Genomic DNA, 17,621 nt, shown 5'->3' on the forward strand with positions numbered 1-17,621 from the left:
CGCCATAGCGTCGGGGCCATGATCACGATCTCGGCGCTGACCAAGCGCTACGGGGACTTCACCGCCGTCGACGACGTCTCCTTCACCGCACGGCCCGGCCGGGTCACCGGGTTCCTCGGGCCGAACGGCGCGGGCAAGTCCACGACGCTGCGCATCCTCACCGGTCTCGCCGAGGCGACGTCCGGCACCGCGGAGGTGCTGGGCCGGCGGTTCGCGGACCTGCCCAATCCCGGTCGGGAGGTGGGGGTGCTGCTCGACGCGTCGGCCCAGCACGCGGGCCGCACGGGCCGGGAGTCGCTGGTCCTCGCCCAGCGCACCCTCGGGCTCCCCGCCGCCCGCGTGGGCGAGACGCTCGACCGGGTGGGCCTCACCCCCCAGGAGGCCAGGCGGCGGGTGGGGAACTACTCGCTCGGCATGCGGCAGCGGCTGGGCGTCGCGACGGCGCTGATCGGCGAGCCGCAGGTGCTGATCCTCGACGAGCCGGCCAACGGGCTCGACCCCGCGGGCATCCGCTGGATGCGTGACCTGCTGCGCGACTTCGCGGACGACGGCGGCACCGTGCTGCTCTCGTCCCACCTGCTCGCCGAGATCGAGACCATCGCGGACGACATCGTGGTGATCGGCGGCGGCCGGGTGGTGGCGGGCGGGCCCAAGTCGGAGCTCCTTGCCGGCGTCGGCACCCTGGTCCGTGCCGACGACGTCGCCGCGCTCACCACCGCGCTCGAGGCCGCCGGCCAGACGACCTCCCGGACCGACGACGGCGCGGTCCTCACGGACGCGGACCTGGCCGGGGCGGGCCGCGCGGCCTTCTCCGCCGGGATCCCGGTGACCGAGCTGCGGGCGGCGGACGGCGCGGGACTCGAGGAGACCTTCCTCGCCCTGACCGCGCCGACCCAGCGCGACGCCGGCGGGGCGCCTCGCCCGCCGGTGTCCCCGCACACGCCCACCACGACAGGAGCCGTAGCGTGAGCACCCTCCACCACACCGCGCAGATCCCGTTCCGCCGGCTCGTCGACGTGGAGCTGCGCAAGCTCGCCAACACCCGGTCGGCGCTGTGGCTCCTGGTGAGCATCGCGCTGGTCGCGGTCGGCGCCGTCGCCGTCCTGGTCCTGTTCGCACCCTTCCAGGTGTCCTACGCCGACCTGGCCAACGCTGTCGCCTACCCGCTCGGGCTGCTGGTGCCGATGGTCGGGCTGCTGTCGATCACGAGCGAGTGGAGCCAGCGCGGCGCGCTGACCACCTTCACGCTGGTCCCGCGGCGGGGGCGGGTGATCGCGGCGAAGGCGGCGTGCGTCGCCGGGCTGACGGTGGTGGCCACGGCGCTGACGTTCGGGCTGGCGGCCTGCGGGACCCTCCTGAGCGCGGCGGCCGAGGGCACGGCGCCGGTGTGGAACCTGTCCTGGGCCGATCACCTGTACCTGTTCACCTTCCAGGCGATCGGCGTGGCGGTCGGGTTCACGCTCGGCGCGATCCTGCGCCGGTCGTCCGTGGCGCTGGTGGCCTACCTGATGTTCGCGCTGGTCGTCCCCTCGCTGTCCAGCCAGCTGGCCGCCGGCGTGGAGTGGTACGGCACGGCCGCCCCCTGGATCGACCTCACGCACACCCAGTACGCGCTGCTCGGCGAGACCGTCACGGGCGAGCAGTGGGCGCAGCTCGGCATCACCGCGGTGCTGTGGATAGCTCTCCCGTTCGCGGCCGGTCTGTGGCGGCTCCGGCGCGTCGAGATCCGCTGACCGGGCGGGATCCCGCCGGCCCGGCTAGGCCGAGAGCACCGCCATGGCCGCCGCGCGTCCAGGGATCCCGCTCACTCCCCCACCCCGGCGCGCTCCTGCTCCTGCCAGCAGTACCCGCGGGTGCGCGGTCTCGACGCCCCAGCGCCCGGCGTCGTCGCCGGACTCCGCGAAGGGCCAGCTGAGGTCGCGGTGGAAGATGTGCCCGCCCGGCAGCCCGACGTCGCCCTCCAGGTCGATCGGGGAGCGCACCTCGAGGCAGGGCTCACCGTCGGCGTCGAGCGCGAGCACGTCCTCGATGGGCTCCGCCAGCACGGAGTTCAGCGACGCGAGCGTGGCCAGGAGCGCCCGGTCGCGAGCGCCGTCGGGGTCGGCGCGGAACAGCCGCGCCGGCATGTGCAGGCCGAACAGCGTGATGGTCTGCGCGTCGGTCCCTGCGAGGGCCGGGCCGAGGATGGTCCGGTCGGTCAGGGTGTGGCAGTAGATCTCGCTCGGCGGCAGGTCGGGGATGCGTCCCGCGGCGGCCTGGGCGTGCGCGGCCTGGAGCTGGGCCAGGGACTCGTTGACGTGCAGGGTCCCGCTGAACGCTGCGACGGGGTCGACGTCGTCGCGCAGCCGGGGCAGGCGCGTCAGCAGCATGTTCACCTTGAGCTGCGCGCCCTCGGGGTACGCGGACGCGGCGGGCTCGCCGCCGAGCAGCCGGTCCAGCTCCGCCGGGGCGCAGCCGGCGAGCACGTGCCCGGCCGTGACGCCTCTGGTGCGCCCGTCGGCGTCGGTCCAGGTGACGTCGGCGCCCGAGGTGCCGGGGTCCACCGCTGTGACGGTCGCCGAGGTGACGATCGTCGCGCCGGCGGCCGCTGCGGCGTCGCGCAGTGCGCCGGAGACGGCGCCCATGCCACCCACCGGGACGTCCCAGTCGCCGGTCCCGTTGCCGATGACGTGGTAGAGAAAGCAGCGGTTCTGTCGCAGGGACGGCTCGTCGACGTCGGCGAACGTGCCGATCAGGCCGTCGGTGGCCGCGACGCCGCGCACGACGTCGTCGGCGAAGGTGCGGCGCAGCACGTCGCCGAGGGGTTCCTCGAAGAGGGCGCGCCAGGCTTCCTCCCCCACGCCGTCGACCACCCGGTCCCGGACCACCGAGCGTGGGAGCAAGGGTTCGGTGAGTGTCGGTGCGAGCAGGCGGGCCACCTCCGCGGTCATGGCGTAGAAGCGCCCCCACGCCTCGAAGTCGGCGTCCGCACCGGTCAACCGGCGGAACGAGGCGCGCGTGGCGGCGTCGTCCTGGCTGTCGACGAGCAGGCCGCCGTCGGCCACCGGCGTGTAGGAGGACCAGCGCCGGCGCTTGAGCGTGATGGGGAGGCCGAGCTCCTCGACCACGCGGCGCGGCAGGAGCGAGACGAGGTAGGAGTAGCGCGACAGCCGCGCGTCCACGCCGGCGAACGGGCGGGCCGAGACGGCGGCGCCGCCCACGTGGTCCGCTCGTTCGAGGACCAGGACGGAGCGGCCGCCGCGGGCCGCGTAGGCCGCCGCGGTGAGTCCGTTGTGACCTCCGCCGACGACGACGACGTCGTACCGGGAACGCGTGGAAGCGGGCATGCCCGTCATAGTCCCATGGGGCAGTGATTAACAGGGAGGTTCCATCACAAGTTGGTATGTGACCTAATCGTGACATTCGCGCGACGGGCGGGTACGGTCATGTCACCTCGCCAGTAACGGTGGGGTCCTGGTCCGGACGCCGAGCCCTGTCACCGGATCTGAGCAGCTACGACGTGACAGGGGCGGGGGAACCAAGTAAGCCGGGCACGTGAGTGTCCTTGGGGTGAAGCCTCCTCGTGGGGGGCCGGGTGATCGCTCTCCCCATCCGAACCCGACAGCTCACTTCGTAGGCGTCCGAGGAGATCACTGGTGACCGTACTCACCGACCGTACCCATGACTGGGCGGACGACCAGGCAAACCGTTCCAACAGCCGGGGCAGGCATCGCGCCGACGGCCCCGCGCTCACTCCTTTCACCGCACTGACCCAGACCGCCGCCGAGAATGCCGCCCGCACCGGCGCCATCGCGGTCGTCACGTCCGGCATGCTGGCGTCGGTCTTCACCCAGACCGCCCACACCGCGCCCGCCGAGACGCACACCCAGACCACGCTCGCCAACGCGACGCCGGTCAGCAACACCGTCGACTCCACGACGCGGGCCGGCTTCGCCGAGAACCTCGTCACCAAGGTCAAGGTCACGCAGGACGCCGACTTCTGGGCCGAGCGCGGACGGGTGTCGGTGACGCCGTACGCCGAGACCGAGGCCGGCATCGCCGAGGCCAAGGCGAAGGCGGAGGCCGAGGCGCGTGCCAAGGCAGAGGCCGAGGCGAAGGCCCAGGCAGAGGCTGAGGCGGCCGCAGAGGCCGAGGCCGCAGCCGCGGCCGCCGCGGAAGCCGAAGCAGCGGCCGAGGCGGAATCCGTCGTCGAGACCGTCGCCGACGCGTCCGGCCTCGGCCAGCAGGCCGTCAACCTGGCCCTCGAGTACGTGGGTGTGCCCTACGTGTGGGGCGGAGCCTCCCCCAGCGGCTTCGACTGCTCCGGACTCATCCAGTACGTCTACGGCCAGCTCGGGATCAGCCTCCCGCACAGCTCGAGCGCCATGTCGACCGTCGGCTACCAGGTCTCCGCCGCAGAGGCCCAGCCGGGCGACATCGTATGGACGCCCGGCCACGTCTCCCTCTACGCAGGCAACGGCATGGTCGTGGAGGCCCAGCAGCAGGGCACCCCCGTGCAGTACGGCGAGATGTGGCAGGACAACGCGGTGTTCATCCGCGTAACGGGCTGACCGCTTCGCGCAGCACCCTCCAGACCGAGCACGGGGTGTGTCCAGCCGGACTTCCGGCTGGACACACCCCGTGCTCGTCCGCCGGGCCGGGTCGGGTAACGTCCCGGGCGTGAAGATCCTCGTACCGGACGTGCCCTTCGACCTCGACTTCCCGTCCCGCCTGCCCGACGGTGGAGCCTCCTTCGCGCCCGGCGGCGCCGACGTCGTCGCCACGTACGCGATGAACGACCCGATCCCCGAGGAGCACGCGGACGCCGAGGTGCTGGTCACCTGGTCCAACCCGCCGAAGGTGCTCGCCGACGCCGCCCGTCGGCTGACCGGCCTGCGCTGGGTGCAGACCCTCTCGGCCGGGCCGGACGTCGCGCTGGGCGCCGGGTTCGGCCCCGATGTCGTCATCTCGTCCGGCCAGTCGCTGCACGACGACACCGTCACCGAGCACACCCTCGCGCTGATCCTCGCGTCGGTCCGGCGCATCGACGAGTCGCTGGCCGCGCAGCGGGAGCACCACTGGGCGAAGGAGATCGCGTTCGCCCAGGCGGACCCGGTCACCGGCAGGGAGTACACGCTCGACGGCGCACGGGTGACGATCTGGGGCTTCGGGTCGATCGCTCTGCGGCTGGCTCCCCTGCTGACCGCACTCGGCGCGCAGGTCACCGGCGTCGCCTCGCGTGCGGGAGAACGCTCCGGGTACCCGGTGGTGGGCCCGGAGGGCCTGGACGCGCTGCTGGCCGAGACCGACCTCCTCGTCTCCCTGCTGCCGGCCGTCCCAGCCACCCGGCACATCCTGGGTGACCGGCTGCTGGGCCTGCTGCCGCCGTCGGCGCGGTTCGTCAACGTCGGCCGAGGGGCGACGGTCGACGAGGAGGCCCTCGCGGACGCTCTGCGGTCCGGGCGGCTCGCGGGCGCGGCGCTCGACGTCATGGAGACGGAGCCCCTGCCGACGGAGTCCCCGCTCTGGGACGTCCCGAACCTGATCCTCACGCCGCACGTGGCGGGCGGGCGGCCGCGCGGCGCGGCGCGCTTCCTGGCCGAACAGCTCACGGCCTGGCGGGCGGGCGCCCCCCTCCGCAACGTAACCCCGCGCTAGCCCCTCTTCGTTGTGAGCGCGACGGTTGCGGCTACGCGCCCGTTTTAGGCGCAACGATCGCGCTCACAACAAGCTCACAGGGCACGGGGGCGGGGGCGGGGCTGGCAGACGGGGCAAGTGAACGACGAGCGGTTCATGAACGCGTCGCGGCGCACCAGCCCGCCGCAACGGCGGCACTCCTCGTTCTCGCGGCCGTACACGGCGAGCGACCGGTCGAAGTAGCCGGACTGACCGTTCACGTTGACGTACAGCTCGTCGAAGCTGGTGCCGCCCTGGGCGAGCGCCTCACGCATCACCTCGGCCGCCGAGTCCAGCACCCGGCGCACGTCCGCTGCCCTGAGCTTGTCCGTCTGGCGTGCCCAGTGCACCCGCGCCCGCCACAGCGCCTCGTCCGCGTAGATGTTGCCCACGCCGGACACGACCGTCTGGTCCAGCAGCGCGCGCTTCACCTGCGTCCGACGGCGGCGCACCCGCCGCACGAGGGCGTCCAGGTCCAGGTTCGGGTCGAGCAGGTCGCGGGCGATGTGCGCGACCGGCTCCGGGAGCAGAGGGAGGTCCGAGCCGTGCCCGGCAGGGACGGCCGACGGCGGAGTCCCACTCCCCTGGGCCGGGGCGCCGTCGTGCACCAGGTCCTGCACGCTCAGGTGCCCGAACGTGCGCTGGTCCACGAAGTCGAGGTACCGCGCCCCGGAGGGCGCACCGGTCAGGTGCAGGCGAACCCGCAGGTGAGGGTGGCGCCAGTCGTCCGCGGCCGTGGCCCGACCCGGCTCGTCGCCCAGCACGGCGCTCGGGGCCTGTTCACCGCTGAGCGCCGCGCCCCGGACCAGCAGCTGCCCCGACATGCCGAGATGGGCCAGCAGGGCTGCGGCGGGATGAGGCTCCTCAGCCTCGGCCGACGGAGCGGGTTCGGGCGGCACGCCGGGCTCGGGCAACGCCGGCGGCGCGAGCAGAGCGGGCCCGGGCGGAGCGGTGGCGAGCTCTTCGAGCGGCAGCCAGAGGAACTTGCCGCGCCGGACGGCGGCGCTCAGCCGCCGCCCGGCGAGCTGGTCGCGGAACGAGCCCGGACCGCCGTCGTGCCGACGGACGCTGTACTCACGGGACACCTCGACGTCCCGCACCACCGCGCCGACGACGAGCCGGTCGAGACCGTCCCGGACGGTCTCGACCTCAGGCAGCTCAGGCACCGGCGGCCGGGGTCCTGCTCCCGGTGGCGTGCCGGGCGGCCGCCTCGACGTCGCCCTCCGGCTTGGGCAGGGGGAACTTCTCCAGCAGAGCCCGGTAGGTCTCCTCTGCCGCACCCTGCTCGGCGTGCTTCTTCGCGCTGCCGGAGCCGGAGCCGTAGGTGACGCCGTCGATCACGACGGTCGAGTGGAAGACCCTGGCGTGCTCGGGACCCTCGAACGTCGCGATGTAGTCGGGCGAGCCCAGACCGCGCTCGGCCGAGGCCTCCTGCAGCGACGTCTTCCAGTCGAGGCCGGCGCCGAGGCCCGCTGCGACGTCGAGCGTCGAGTCGACGAGCCGGTGCACCAGCTCCCGCGACGTCTCCAGGCCGTGCGACAGGTAGGTGGCGCCGATCAGGGCCTCGACCGTGTCCGAGAGGATCGAGTCCTTCTCGAAGCCGCGCGTGCGGATCTCGCCCTTGCCGAGCAGCACGTACTTGCCGAGCCCGAGGGTCCGCGCGATGGCGGCGAGGGCACGCTGCGACACCGTCGCTGCCCGCATGCGCGCGAGGTCGCCCTCTGACAGGTCGGGGTGGCGCCGGAACAGCGCCTCCGTGACCACCAGGCCCAGCACGGTGTCGCCAAGGAACTCCAGGCGCTCGTTCGTGGGGATGCCGCCGGCCTCGTGCGCGAACGACCGGTGGGTCAGTGCCAGCACAAGAAGCTCGGGGTCCAGATGGACCCCGAGCTTCTCGAGCAGCGCGGTAGGTTCCGGCCTCGCCGGTGACGTCCCGCCCTTGGCCACGTCAGCCCGCGTGAACGGTCTTCAGGGCGTCGCGGTACGTGCGGCCCTTGTAGGTGCCGCACGTCGGGCACGCCGTGTGCGGCAGCTTGTTGCCCTGGCACTGCGGGCAGGTGGTGAGGGTCGCTGCGGTGGTCTTCCACTGCGAGCGACGCGCACGGGTGTTGCTGCGCGACATCTTGCGCTTCGGAACAGCCACGGCTAGCTCTCTTTCGTCTCGTCCGACACGCTCGTAGATTCGAGCATGCTCTGAAGCGCCGACCAACGAGGGTCGACTACGTCATGTTGATGACCGGGGTCGTCAGCCAGCCGCGCTCCGCACTCGGAGCACAGGCCAGGGCAGTCATCCCGGCACAGCGGTTGAAATGGTAGTGCAGTCACGACCGAATCCCGAAGCACAGGCTCCAGGTCTGCCATGTCGTCGTCGTCGAGGACAAACTCCTCGTCGTCCTCCAGGTCCGACCCCGTGTCGTCCGACCCACGCTTGGCCGACGATGCGGCCTTCTCGGGGTAGGCGAACAGCTCGGTGACGTCGACCGTGAGCTCACGGGTGATGTCGTCGAGGCAACGGCTGCACTCGCCCTTGGCCGTGCCGCGGACAGTACCGGAGACCAGCACGCCCTCCATCACGGACTCGAGTCGAAGATCCAGCTCGAGGTCGGAGCCCTCCGGGATACCGATCACGGCGGTGCCGAGGTCCGACGGCGCCTGCACGGTCGCGCTGTGCGTACGCATCGATCCGGCACGCCGAGACAGCTCGTGCGTTTCAAGCACGAGCGGCGACTTCGGTTCGCGGGAAATAACAGACTCCGATGAGGGCAGTGGCAGTGCACTATCCGATGAGGATGGTGAAGGGGGTGACCCGGCGCAATACCTCGCACCACGGGCCAAAAACCAATCCTACGACATGGATGGGGTCTGACGCGCGCCCGTGCGGGGTGACAGGCCTCACGAGCCGGCGGGTGGCTGTCCCAGCGCGGCCCGCAGGGCCGCCGTCACGCCCGCAGGGACCAGGTCGTCGACCGGTCCGCCGTGCCGCACTATGTCCTTCACCAGCGACGACGCGACGTGCGCGTACCGCTGGTCACCGGGCAGGAAGATCGTCTCCACGCCGGACAGGTGCCGGTTCATGAGGGCCATCGGCTGCTCGGCGTCGAAGTCACCGCCACCGCGCAGACCCTTCACGACGGCGACCGCCCCGACCTCCCGGCAGAAGTCCACCAGCAGCCCCGGCACGACAGCGACCCGCACCCTCGTCAGCTCGGGTGCGCTCTGGGCGGCGCCGAACACGGCCGCGCGCACGAGCTCCGCACGGGTCTCCAGGTCGAGCAGGCCGGACTTGCCCGGGTTCTTGGCGACGCCGACCACCACGTCGTCGAACATCGTGGCGGTGCGGCGCACGATGTCGAGGTGGCCGAGGGTGATGGGGTCGAACGACCCGGGGCAGACGGCGGTGGTCACGCGCCCACGCTATCCGACGGCGCCGGGTCTGCCGGGCCTGCGCCGTCCGATCGTTCCGCACCGTCGGAGGGCTCTGCGCTGTCCGACGGTTCCGCACTGCCGGAGGGCTCCGCGTAGTACACCGCCGTCTCCCCGTAGTCCTTGCGCGCGAACGCGGCGAGGCCGACCGGCCAGGCCGGCTCGGGGGTGCGGATCGAGCGCTCGACGACCACGACGGCGTCGTCGGCCAGGACACCCGGCGCGGCCAGGTGCGTCAGGACGGCGGCGAGCGTGGTCTCGTCGAGGTCGTAGGGCGGGTCGAGAAAGACGAGGTCCAGCGCCGCCGTCGTGCCGGCAGCCGCGGCGGAGCCCGCACGCGGTCCGGCACCCGCGAGCGCCGCAGCGAACCGTTCGGCGGTCTCGGTGACGACGCGCACGGTGGTCAGCCTGAGCGTGGCGACGTTCTTGCGCGCGACGTCGGCGGCGGGGCGCGCGCAGTCCACGAGGGTCACCTCGGCAGCGCCACGGCTGGCGGCCTCCAGACCGAGCGCACCGGAGCCGGCGTAGAGGTCGAGCACGCGGGCGCCGTCGAGCACGTCGAGGTGGGTCAGCCGGGAGAAGATCGCCTCACGGACGCGGTCGCTCGTGGGCCGGGTGCCCTTGGGCGGCACCGCGATGGTGCGGCCGCCAAGGGAGCCGGCGACGATCCTGGTCACGCCCGCGAGCCTAACGCGGGCGGCCGGGACCCGGTCACCTCCGGCCAGTCGGGACCCGGTCACCTCCGAGCAGTCGGGACCCGGTCACCTCCGAGCAGTCGGGACCCGGTCACCTCCGAGCAGTCGGGACCCGGTCACCTCCGAGCAGTCGGGACCCGGTCACCTCCGAGCAGTCGGGACCCGGTCACGCAGACCGCCAAGAGTCGCCTCCTCGGCCGACTGCAGACTTGGTCGTCGCCCCGTTCCGTCACTGCAGAGTTGGTTGCGGTTTGAGAGCTGCTGAGCGCTACGAACTCTGCAGTCGGCATCGGTGGCCGCAGCCAACTCTGCAGTCGCGGTGTGGTGCGCCCCGTGTCACGACCAGGGGGTGTCCAGGTGCGCTATGACAGGTCGGTGGTCGCTGCCCGTGCTGCCCAGGGCGCGCACCTCCGTCACGGTGGCGCCGCGCGCGAGCACGTGATCGATCTGGGCGACCGGGAACACGTCGGGGTAGGTGAACTCGAAACCGGTGGTCGGCGCTGTGACGAGGTTGGTGAGGGGGGCGATGGCGTTGTCCGCCAGGACTCCGTTCAGGTCTCCCGAGACGATGACCGTGTCGTGCTGCTCTGCGTTGACCGCGTCCGCGAGCTGCAGCGCGCTCGCGTCGCGCACCTCCGTCTCGAACCCGCCGCTACCGAACCGGACCGAGGGCAGGTGTGCCGCGAACAGCGCTACCGCGGCTCCCTCCCGCTGGATCACCACGCGCAGGCAGCGGTCCCAGCTGGCGTCGATGCCCTCTGGCCGGATGTCCACGGCCGTCGCGCCCTTGAGCGGGTACCTGGACCAGACACCGACGGTGCCCTGCGTCTCGTGGTGCGGGAGCACGTCGCTCAACGCCTGCGTGTACTGCTCGGCCGTCGCGTCGGAGATCTCGGTGAGGGTCACGACGTCCGGCTCCGCCGCCAGGAGCACCTCCGCGGTGCCCACCACATCGGAGTTGGTGTCGCTGACGTTGTGCTGGACCACCGTCAGGTCGCCGGGTTCCGGGACGACGGGGCGCAGCTGGGGCAGAAAGACCCAGATCCAGGCGGCGAGCGGCAGCAGCACGGCGAGGATGGCGAGCGCCGACCGTCGCAGCAGCGCGGCGAGGATCCCGAGCGGCACCGCCAGGCCGAGCCAGGGCAGGAACGACTGGACGAGGCTGCCGAGGTTTCCCCAGCGGTTGGGCACGAAGTCGTGGGCAACGAGCAACGCGGCGACGAGCACGGATCCGAGCGCGAGGAGCCTCCCGCGCTGCCAGGCGGTCTTCGCCGGCGCGCCGGTGTGGATCGCATGCTTCGCGTCGACCGTCACGGGCCGTGACCCTATCGGCTGTGCCTTTCGGGCGTAAGGCGTAGGTCATCCCTTTCACCCGAGCGATTTTCACCCTGCCGAATTTCGACGGCCGCGCACGGGAGCCGGTCACGCCCGTTCGAGGAACTCCTCCTGGTCCTCGTCGAGCTGTGCGCGGATCGCCTTCGCCAGCTCCGGGAACTCCGTCAGGTCCGGGGAAGCCCGCACGACGTCGACAGCCGCGGTGCGCGCCTCCTCGATGAGGCCGGCGTCCTTGACCACCCGCAGCAGGCGCAGGGAGCTGGTCCGGCCCGACTGTGCGGCACCGAGCACATCACCCTCGCTGCGCAGCTCCAGGTCGAGGTTCGCGAGCTTGAAGCCGTCAGTGGTCTGGGTCATCGCCTCCAGCCGGGCGAAGGCCGGTGTGCCCGGCTCGGCGTCGGACACCAGGAGGCACAGGCCAGGGTCGGTACCGCGCCCCACCCGTCCACGCAGCTGGTGCAGCTGGGAGATGCCGAACCGGTCGGCGTCGAAGATCACCATGGCCGTGGCCTCGGGCACGTCGACACCGACCTCGACCACCGTGGTCGAGACCAGGACCGGAGACTCGCCGGAGGCGAACCGGGCCATGGCCTCCTCCTTCTGGTCGGGCGGGAGCTGCCCGTGCAGCATGCCGATCTCGATGCCCGACAGCTCGGGCCGCGAGCGCAGCTCCTCGACGACCTCGAGCACCGCGCGCAGCGGCGGCCGGTCGGCCCCCTCGGCGTCGGGCCCGGAGGGATCCAGGAACTCCGGTACGTCGTCGAAGTCCTGTGCGACCGCCTTGGTCTCCTCGTCCGGGTGGATCCGCGCGCACACCACATAGGCACGGCGGCCCGCGTCGACCTCCTCGCGGACCCTGGCCCAGGTGCGGTCGGTCCAACGGGTGTTGCGGGCGGGGACGGCGACGGTGGTGATGCCTGCGCGCCCGGCCGGCACCTCGGTGAGGGACGACGTCTCCAGGTCGCCGAAGACCGTCATCGCCACGGTGCGCGGGATGGGCGTGGCCGTCATGACGAGCAGGTGCGGTGCCACCCGCCCCTTGGCTCGCAGGGCGTCCCGCTGCTCGACGCCGAAGCGGTGCTGCTCGTCCACCACGACGAGGCCCAGGTCGGCGAACTGCACCTGCTCCGACAGGAGCGCGTGCGTGCCGACCACGATCCCGGCCTCGCCGCTCGCTGCCTGCAGCAGGGCCGCCTTGCGGGCCTTCGCGCCGAGCGAGCCGGTGAGCAGCGCTATCCGGGTGCTCGCGCCGGCGTGCTCGGCCCCGAAGAGGGTGCCGCCCTCGGCCAGCGGGCCCAGCAGGGCGCGCAGGGTCCTGGCGTGCTGGGCGGCGAGCACCTCGGTGGGCGCGAGCAGCGCGGCCTGGCCGCCGGCGTCGACCACCTGCAGCATGGCGCGCAGCGCCACCACCGTCTTTCCGCTGCCGACCTCACCCTGCAGCAGCCGGTGCATCGGGCGCGGGTCGGCGAGCTCTGCGGCTATCTCGTCGCCCACCTCGCGCTGACCGTCGGTGAGCACGAACGGCAGGGAGGCGTCGAAGTCGGCGAGGAGGCTCGGGCGTCCCGCGGGCAGCGGCTGGCGGGCGGTGGCGTCCTCCGCTGCGGTGCGGGCCCGGCGCTGCGCGAGCGCCGCCTGCAGCACGAACGCCTCCTCGAACCGCATCCGGTGCTGTGCGCGGTACGCCTCCTTCAAGGTGGCCGGCCGGTGCAGGCTGCGCAGCGCGGCCGCCCGCCCGGGCATCCCCTGGCGCTCTCGGACCTCGTCGGGCACCGGGTCCGGCACGTCGTCGTCGGTCAGCGTGTCGAGGACCACGCGCAACGCACCCTGAATCTTCCAGCTCGGGATACCTGCGGCCGCAGGGTAGATCGGGATGGGCTTGGTCGCGTGCTCCAGCAGCGCCTCGTCGCTGTCGAGGTCGGATTCCTCTCCCATCAGCGTGAAGTCCGGGTGGGTGAGCTGCCGCGCGCCCCTGTACAGGCCGACGGTTCCCGTGAACAGGCCCTTAGCGCCCGGGACCAGGCGCTTCTCGTGGTTGAAGAGCGAGCCGCGGTGCTTGCCGAAGAACGTGAGGGACAGGCGGCTGTTGCCGTCCGTCACCACCACCTCCATGAGCGCGCCCTTGCGGTTGCGCATGGGCCGGACGGTCGCCTGCTCCACCCGGGCCAGGATCGTCACGTGCTCGCCCACCTCGAGCGCCGCGATGTCCGAGAGCGCGCCGGGGTCGGCGTACCGGCGCGGGTAGTGGCCCAGCAGGTCACCGACGGTACGCAGCCCGAGCTTGCCCAGGGCGGTCGCGGTCCGCTTGTCGAAGGCGCGCTCCAGGCGCTCGTCCACCCGCTCGGTCATGCGTCCTCCTCCGTACCCAGGTGCACCCCGTCGCCGGGTCGCCCGGTCGCCAGGACGACGAGCTCGGCCTCCGGCGCCCGCTCGGCGAGCACGGCGGCGAGCCGGTCGGGCAGGTCGTCCGGGACGTCCGCGTCGAGCAGCGCGGTCGCCAGCGTGGTCCCTGGGCCTGCCGCGTCCCGCAGGGCGTCGAGCGCGGCGGCCCCCTGGGTCTCCACCACGGTCAGCGCGGCGAGCGCGTCGTCCACTGCCGCGCGTGCGTCGACGGCGGGCGCGGCGCCGGACCCGTCCGGCAGCCCGATCGGCAGCAGCGTCCCGAGGGCGGCCAGCGCTACGACGGCGTGCAGGTCGGTGGGTGCCGGCACGGCGACCACCTCGTCGACGCCGAGCTCCGCCGCGCCGCCCACTCCCGCGTCCGACGCCCCGAGGAGCAGGACCCGCCGGGCTCCGGTCGACGCGGCGGCACGACCGACGTCGTCGGCGGCCAGAGGCTCTACGGTGCTGCCGAGCCCGCCCGTGAGGAGCACGACGGCACCAGCGTGCGCGAGCTCCGCCGCGAGGCCAGGGGCCGACGTCGCGGCGACGACCCCCCATTCGTGCTGGTGCACGGCCTCGAGGTGGCGCACGTGCACCTGGGCCAGCGAGCCCTCCCGTGCCGCCTCAGCCGCGATCGTGAGCGCCTGGTCGAGGTGGTCCGTGTGCACGTGGGCCTGCCAGACGGCGGTCCCCGTGCCTGCATCCCCGCCGACCACGACCACCGAGTCGCCGACCTCCCCGAGCGCGGCCCGCAGCCCGGCCGCCACCGTCTCCGACGCGGCAGAGGCCGGCGCGGTCAGCACGAACATCAGCTCGAGGCCGCCCGTGCCGCCCTCGGCACCGTGCGGCCAGACGTCGGACACGTCGGTCACGGGCGGCAGCGCACCGGCGTCGAGCAGCTGGTCCAGGTTCACGGCATCCATGCTGCCGTCCACCACTGACACTCCCCCGGGCTCTGCCCCGGGTTCTGCCCCGGGCTCTGCCCCGGCCGTGGCGACGACCAGGGCATCGAGCACGAGGACCAGCCCGAGGGCACCGGCGTCGAGCACGCCCGCGGCGCGCAGGGCGTCGAGCTCGTCACGGCTCGCCCTGGCAGCGGTGCGCGCGGCAGCGGCGGCAGCTGTCACGACCGGCAGCGCGCCGGCGGCGGCCACCGAACCCGGCCCCTCACCGGTCTCCAGAGAGCGCTCGGCGGCCCGCGCCGCGGCGGCCGCTGCGTCCGCCGCCGTGAGGATGGTGCCGTCGGCCGGCTGCGCCACCGCCGCCCTTGCCGACGTCGCCGCCCGCGTGAGCAGGTCCGCCGGGCCCGCCCCACGGCGGGCCGCCACCGCGAGCCCGCGCAGCCACTCGCTGAGGATCACGCCGGAGTTGCCGCGGGCGCCCAGCAGGGCCGCCCGGGCCAGCGTCGCCAGGAGCTGCGGTCCGGTCGCCTCTGCGGGCGCTCCGGCAACCGCCCGGTCGCCCTCGCTGAACGTCAGGTAGAGGTTGGTCCCGGTGTCGGCGTCCGCCACCGGGAAGACGTTGACGCGGTCGATCGCGGCGCGCTCCCGGCGCAGCGCCGCCGTCGCGCCGCGGGTCCAGGCGCGCACCAGTCCAGGGTCCTCGAGACGGACGCCGGCCGGGAACGGCTCCGGTCCGGAACCAGTGGTCCGGCTGCCGCTGTCGACGTCGGTCACGCTCTGCCCTCCTGCACGTGGCTGGACAACTGACCGGGCGCCCGCCCGGACGGATCCACCGTACCGAGCGGCCGGGCAGATCGCGTGCGGCCGTCCACAGGCCTGACCAGGCGGCACGGGTGCGTCAACCCGGTGTGACGCACCACCCCGCGGCTACGGTTTGAGGGCCCGGCCTGCGATCGGGTACTCTGTGGAAGTTGCCTGGCCCGCTAAGAAGCGCTGCTTGCTCTGAAGCGTCCAGGCTCCCCCTTTTTGACCATCACTCACGTCGTGCTGTCGTTTCTGCACAGGCGTGCACGACATTCAGGAGACACCGTGGCTGCCAACTGCGACGTCTGCGGCAAGGGCCCGGGCTTCGGGCACAGCGTTTCGCACTCTCACATCCGCACCAAGCGCCGCTGGAACCCGAACATCCAGCGCGTCCGTGCGATTGTGGGCGGGACTCCCAAGCGCGTCAACGTGTGCACCTCCTGCCTCAAGGCCGGCAAGGTCACGCGCAAGGTCTCGGCCTGACGCCGCCGCAGCCGGGTCGCTGACGCGACCCGTAATGCTTGATGAAGACGCCTGCCGGGTTTGTCCCGGTAGGCGTCTTCGGCGTTCCCGGACATTCATCTCGGACCAAAGAAGTAGTTGCGCCCAGCACCCGGTGGTGGAAAGGTGAAGTCATGATGGCACCGGAAGACGTGACCATCCGCCCAGCAACGACGACCGACGCAGAAGCCATCGCTCGTGTCGACATCGCCTCCTGGCGTGGTGCTTACTCAGAGATTCTGCCCGACTCCTACCTGGCCTCGCTCGAGGTCGCCGACAGGGCCGGGCACTGGTCTGCTGCCCTGACCGCCCGGGGTACCAACGTGCTCGTCGCCGAGGACGAAGGGGGGACCATCGGCTTCACCAGCGTCGGCCCGTCCCGTGACGAGGACGCCGAGCCCGGCGACCTCGAGATCTACGCCATCTACCTGCATCCGCGCGCGTGGGGCACCGGTGTCGCTCGCGACCTGATGCGGACGGCGCTCGACGGTCTGGCACCTGGCACCGTCGTCAGTCTCTGGATCTTCGCGGGCAACGAGCGCGCCCAGCACTTCTACCGGCGGCACGGGTTCCAGCACGACGGCACCGAGCGCATCGACGACTTCGGCGGCCGCCCGCTCAAGCAGCTCCGCTTCCGCAAGCGCTGAGAGAGCTCGGCTTCCACCCAGATGACTTCGGTCGGATGGGATGAGATCGGTCAATCAAACGACCGATCTCATCCCATCCGACCGAAGTCGCGGGTTCAGGCACCTGTCATGCGCGGAAGTGGTCCCAGCCAGGCTGATCCGCGGGCAGCTCGCCACCGATCGTGACGGCCGGCCCAGGCTCGCCCACCACAGCCTCAACCACCCCTGCCTCGCCCACCCCTACCTCGCCCAACCCATGCACCTGGCCGACGGCGGTCCAGCCCGCCGGCAGCCGAGCTCCCGCCGGGAACGTCGCGAGCAGCCCGTGGTCCTCTCCCCCGGCCCAGACCCAGCGCCCGGTCAGCCCGTCGATGTCCGAGGTCCCCGGCCCCCAGCCGGGGTCGCCCAGCCCGGTCGCCGCCGCCACGGCCCGTGCCGCCGAGTGCAGGGCGTCCCGGTCCTTCGCGAACGCCCCTGCGTCGAAGTCCAGCCGTACACCGCTCGCACGGGCGAGCCGCCCGGCGTCGCGCAGGAGCCCGTCGGACAGGTCGAGCATCGCGGTGGCTCCCGCCCTGGCCGCTTCGACGCCCGCGGCGAGCGGCGGGTCCGGCCGCAGGTACGCGGCGACGAGCCGCTCCCAGGCGTCCTCCAGCAGCACGCCGTCGGTGACCTCCAGCGGTGCTGGGGAGAGCGGCGTACGGACCAGGCCCGCCTCCAGGAGCGCCAGCCCGGCGGCCGACCACCCGCGAACCCCGGCGTGGGCGACGACGTCGCCCGGCCGAGCGCCCGACCGCAGCACCGGCGGGCGCCCCTCCAGGTCGCCGTGCACGGTGATGCTCACCACCAGGCACGGTCCGCCCGACAGGTCACCGCCCACCGCACCGGCACCGACCGGCGCGCAGCCGTCGGCCAGGCCGGTGGCCAGTCCGGTCACCCAGTCCAGCTCGGTGTCACCAGGCACGACCAGTGAGGTCACCAGTGCGGTGGGCCGGGCCCCCATCGCGGCGATGTCGGCGAAGTTCTGCGCGGCGGCACGCCGTCCGACGTCGTACCCCGTGGACCAGCGGGTGCGGAAGTGGCGGTCCTCGACCAGCACGTCGGTCGAGACCACGAACCGGCCGTCGGATGCGGCGAGCACCGCGGCGTCGTCGCCGGGACCGAGCAGCGTGGCGCTCCCCCGGGGCAGCAGGGGCACTATGCGTTCGAGGATCTGCTCCTCGGAGAGGTCACGGACGCGGGTCACTGGTAGACCCTAAGGGCCAGCCCGGCCGGGCGCGGCAGATCAGCCGCCGCGCGAGCCG

17 protein-coding genes and 1 riboswitch are annotated in these 17,621 nt (G+C 72.8%); of the genes, 6 read left to right on the forward strand and 11 right to left on the reverse strand.

Features of this window, described 5'->3' with window-relative positions; translation table 11 throughout:
- Positions 1 to 18: 18 nt before the first annotated feature.
- Together ACFS27_RS04670 and ACFS27_RS04675 are read left to right on the forward strand one after the other, a co-directional pair.
- Positions 19 to 969 (forward strand): ABC transporter ATP-binding protein, encoded by a 951-nt coding sequence (locus ACFS27_RS04670; protein ID WP_377180681.1) that lies wholly within the window; start codon positions 19 to 21, stop codon positions 967 to 969.
- The gene (locus ACFS27_RS04675; RefSeq protein ID WP_377180682.1) at positions 966 to 1,733 is read left to right on the forward strand and encodes an ABC transporter permease; all 768 of its coding nucleotides are present in this window, start codon (positions 966 to 968) and stop codon (positions 1,731 to 1,733) included. The genes ACFS27_RS04670 and ACFS27_RS04675 overlap by 4 nt, the downstream gene beginning before the upstream one ends.
- A 24-nt stretch (positions 1,734 to 1,757) precedes the next feature.
- Here the strand turns inward: ACFS27_RS04675 and ACFS27_RS04680 are convergent, their stop codons facing one another.
- Positions 1,758 to 3,326, reverse strand: a complete 1,569-nt coding sequence (locus ACFS27_RS04680; protein WP_377180683.1) for a phytoene desaturase family protein — start codon at positions 3,324 to 3,326, stop codon at positions 1,758 to 1,760.
- Between the two features lie 140 nt (positions 3,327 to 3,466).
- Positions 3,467 to 3,634: riboswitch (cyclic di-AMP (ydaO/yuaA leader) on the forward strand.
- Between the two features lies 1 nt (position 3,635).
- On the opposite strand from ACFS27_RS04680, the gene ACFS27_RS04685 reads away from it, so the two are divergent.
- Positions 3,636 to 4,550, forward strand: a complete 915-nt coding sequence (locus ACFS27_RS04685; protein WP_377180684.1) for a C40 family peptidase — start codon at positions 3,636 to 3,638, stop codon at positions 4,548 to 4,550.
- A 109-nt stretch (positions 4,551 to 4,659) separates the two neighbouring features.
- A complete protein-coding gene (locus ACFS27_RS04690; RefSeq protein ID WP_377180685.1) occupies positions 4,660 to 5,637 on the forward strand; it encodes an NAD(P)-dependent oxidoreductase in 978 nt (325 codons plus the stop codon).
- Positions 5,638 to 5,711: 74 nt separating this feature from the next.
- Here the strand turns inward: ACFS27_RS04690 and mutM are convergent, their stop codons facing one another.
- The 9 genes from mutM to ACFS27_RS04735 all read right to left on the reverse strand — a co-directional run bounded on the left by mutM (position 5,712) and on the right by ACFS27_RS04735 (position 15,163).
- On the reverse strand, positions 5,712 to 6,821 hold the full coding sequence (gene mutM / locus ACFS27_RS04695; RefSeq protein ID WP_377180686.1) for a bifunctional DNA-formamidopyrimidine glycosylase/DNA-(apurinic or apyrimidinic site) lyase: 1,110 nt from the start codon (positions 6,819 to 6,821) through the stop codon (positions 5,712 to 5,714).
- Entirely contained in the window at positions 6,814 to 7,602 is a 789-nt protein-coding gene (gene rnc / locus ACFS27_RS04700; protein WP_377180687.1) for a ribonuclease III, read from the reverse strand. Before rnc ends, mutM begins: the two co-directional genes overlap by 8 nt.
- A 1-nt stretch (position 7,603) precedes the next feature.
- Entirely contained in the window at positions 7,604 to 7,798 is a 195-nt protein-coding gene (gene rpmF / locus ACFS27_RS04705) for a 50S ribosomal protein L32 (RefSeq protein ID WP_108495103.1), read from the reverse strand.
- Positions 7,799 to 7,800: 2 nt separating this feature from the next.
- Positions 7,801 to 8,373, reverse strand: coding sequence for a YceD family protein (locus ACFS27_RS04710; protein ID WP_377180688.1), 573 nt, complete (start codon positions 8,371 to 8,373; stop codon positions 7,801 to 7,803).
- A 174-nt stretch (positions 8,374 to 8,547) separates the two neighbouring features.
- On the reverse strand, positions 8,548 to 9,060 hold the full coding sequence (coaD, locus tag ACFS27_RS04715; protein WP_377180689.1) for a pantetheine-phosphate adenylyltransferase: 513 nt from the start codon (positions 9,058 to 9,060) through the stop codon (positions 8,548 to 8,550).
- Entirely contained in the window at positions 9,057 to 9,755 is a 699-nt protein-coding gene (gene rsmD, locus ACFS27_RS04720; RefSeq protein WP_377180690.1) for a 16S rRNA (guanine(966)-N(2))-methyltransferase RsmD, read from the reverse strand. The genes coaD and rsmD overlap by 4 nt, the downstream gene beginning before the upstream one ends.
- A gap of 354 nt (positions 9,756 to 10,109) precedes the next feature.
- Positions 10,110 to 11,087: an endonuclease/exonuclease/phosphatase family protein gene (locus tag ACFS27_RS04725; protein WP_377180691.1), complete on the reverse strand. Its 978-nt coding sequence runs from the start codon at positions 11,085 to 11,087 to the stop codon at positions 10,110 to 10,112.
- A 108-nt stretch (positions 11,088 to 11,195) separates the two neighbouring features.
- Entirely contained in the window at positions 11,196 to 13,454 is a 2,259-nt protein-coding gene (locus tag ACFS27_RS04730; RefSeq protein WP_377180692.1) for an ATP-dependent DNA helicase RecG, read from the reverse strand.
- On the reverse strand, positions 13,451 to 15,163 hold the full coding sequence (locus ACFS27_RS04735) for a DAK2 domain-containing protein (RefSeq protein WP_377180693.1): 1,713 nt from the start codon (positions 15,161 to 15,163) through the stop codon (positions 13,451 to 13,453). Before ACFS27_RS04735 ends, ACFS27_RS04730 begins: the two co-directional genes overlap by 4 nt.
- Before the next feature lie 315 nt (positions 15,164 to 15,478).
- Between ACFS27_RS04735 and rpmB the strand changes: the two genes are divergently transcribed.
- Together rpmB and ACFS27_RS04745 are read left to right on the forward strand one after the other, a co-directional pair.
- The gene (gene rpmB / locus ACFS27_RS04740) at positions 15,479 to 15,676 is read left to right on the forward strand and encodes a 50S ribosomal protein L28 (RefSeq protein WP_119143026.1); all 198 of its coding nucleotides are present in this window, start codon (positions 15,479 to 15,481) and stop codon (positions 15,674 to 15,676) included.
- Between the two features lie 152 nt (positions 15,677 to 15,828).
- Complete coding sequence (locus tag ACFS27_RS04745; RefSeq protein ID WP_377180694.1) at positions 15,829 to 16,341, forward strand: GNAT family N-acetyltransferase; 513 nt, start codon at positions 15,829 to 15,831, stop codon at positions 16,339 to 16,341.
- A gap of 106 nt (positions 16,342 to 16,447) precedes the next feature.
- On the opposite strand, the gene ACFS27_RS04750 is transcribed toward ACFS27_RS04745, so the two are convergent.
- Complete coding sequence (locus ACFS27_RS04750) at positions 16,448 to 17,563, reverse strand: thiamine-phosphate kinase (protein WP_377180695.1); 1,116 nt, start codon at positions 17,561 to 17,563, stop codon at positions 16,448 to 16,450.
- Positions 17,564 to 17,621 lie beyond the last annotated feature (58 nt).

The sequence above is a fragment of the Promicromonospora vindobonensis genome (assembly GCF_042685865.1).
Lineage (GTDB): Bacteria > Actinomycetota > Actinomycetes > Actinomycetales > Cellulomonadaceae > Promicromonospora > Promicromonospora vindobonensis.

Bases quoted from the DNA above. Each gene is read 5' to 3' on its own strand.
- ACFS27_RS04670 (WP_377180681.1), top strand. From the start codon at position 19: ATGATCACGATCTCGGCGCTGACCAAGCGCTACGGGGACTTCACCGCC.
- ACFS27_RS04680 (WP_377180683.1), bottom strand. From the start codon at position 3,326: ATGCCCGCTTCCACGCGTTCCCGGTACGACGTCGTCGTCGTCGGCGGA.
- ACFS27_RS04730 (WP_377180692.1), bottom strand. From the start codon at position 13,454: ATGACCGAGCGGGTGGACGAGCGCCTGGAGCGCGCCTTCGACAAGCGG.
- ACFS27_RS04745 (WP_377180694.1), top strand. From the start codon at position 15,829: ATGATGGCACCGGAAGACGTGACCATCCGCCCAGCAACGACGACCGAC.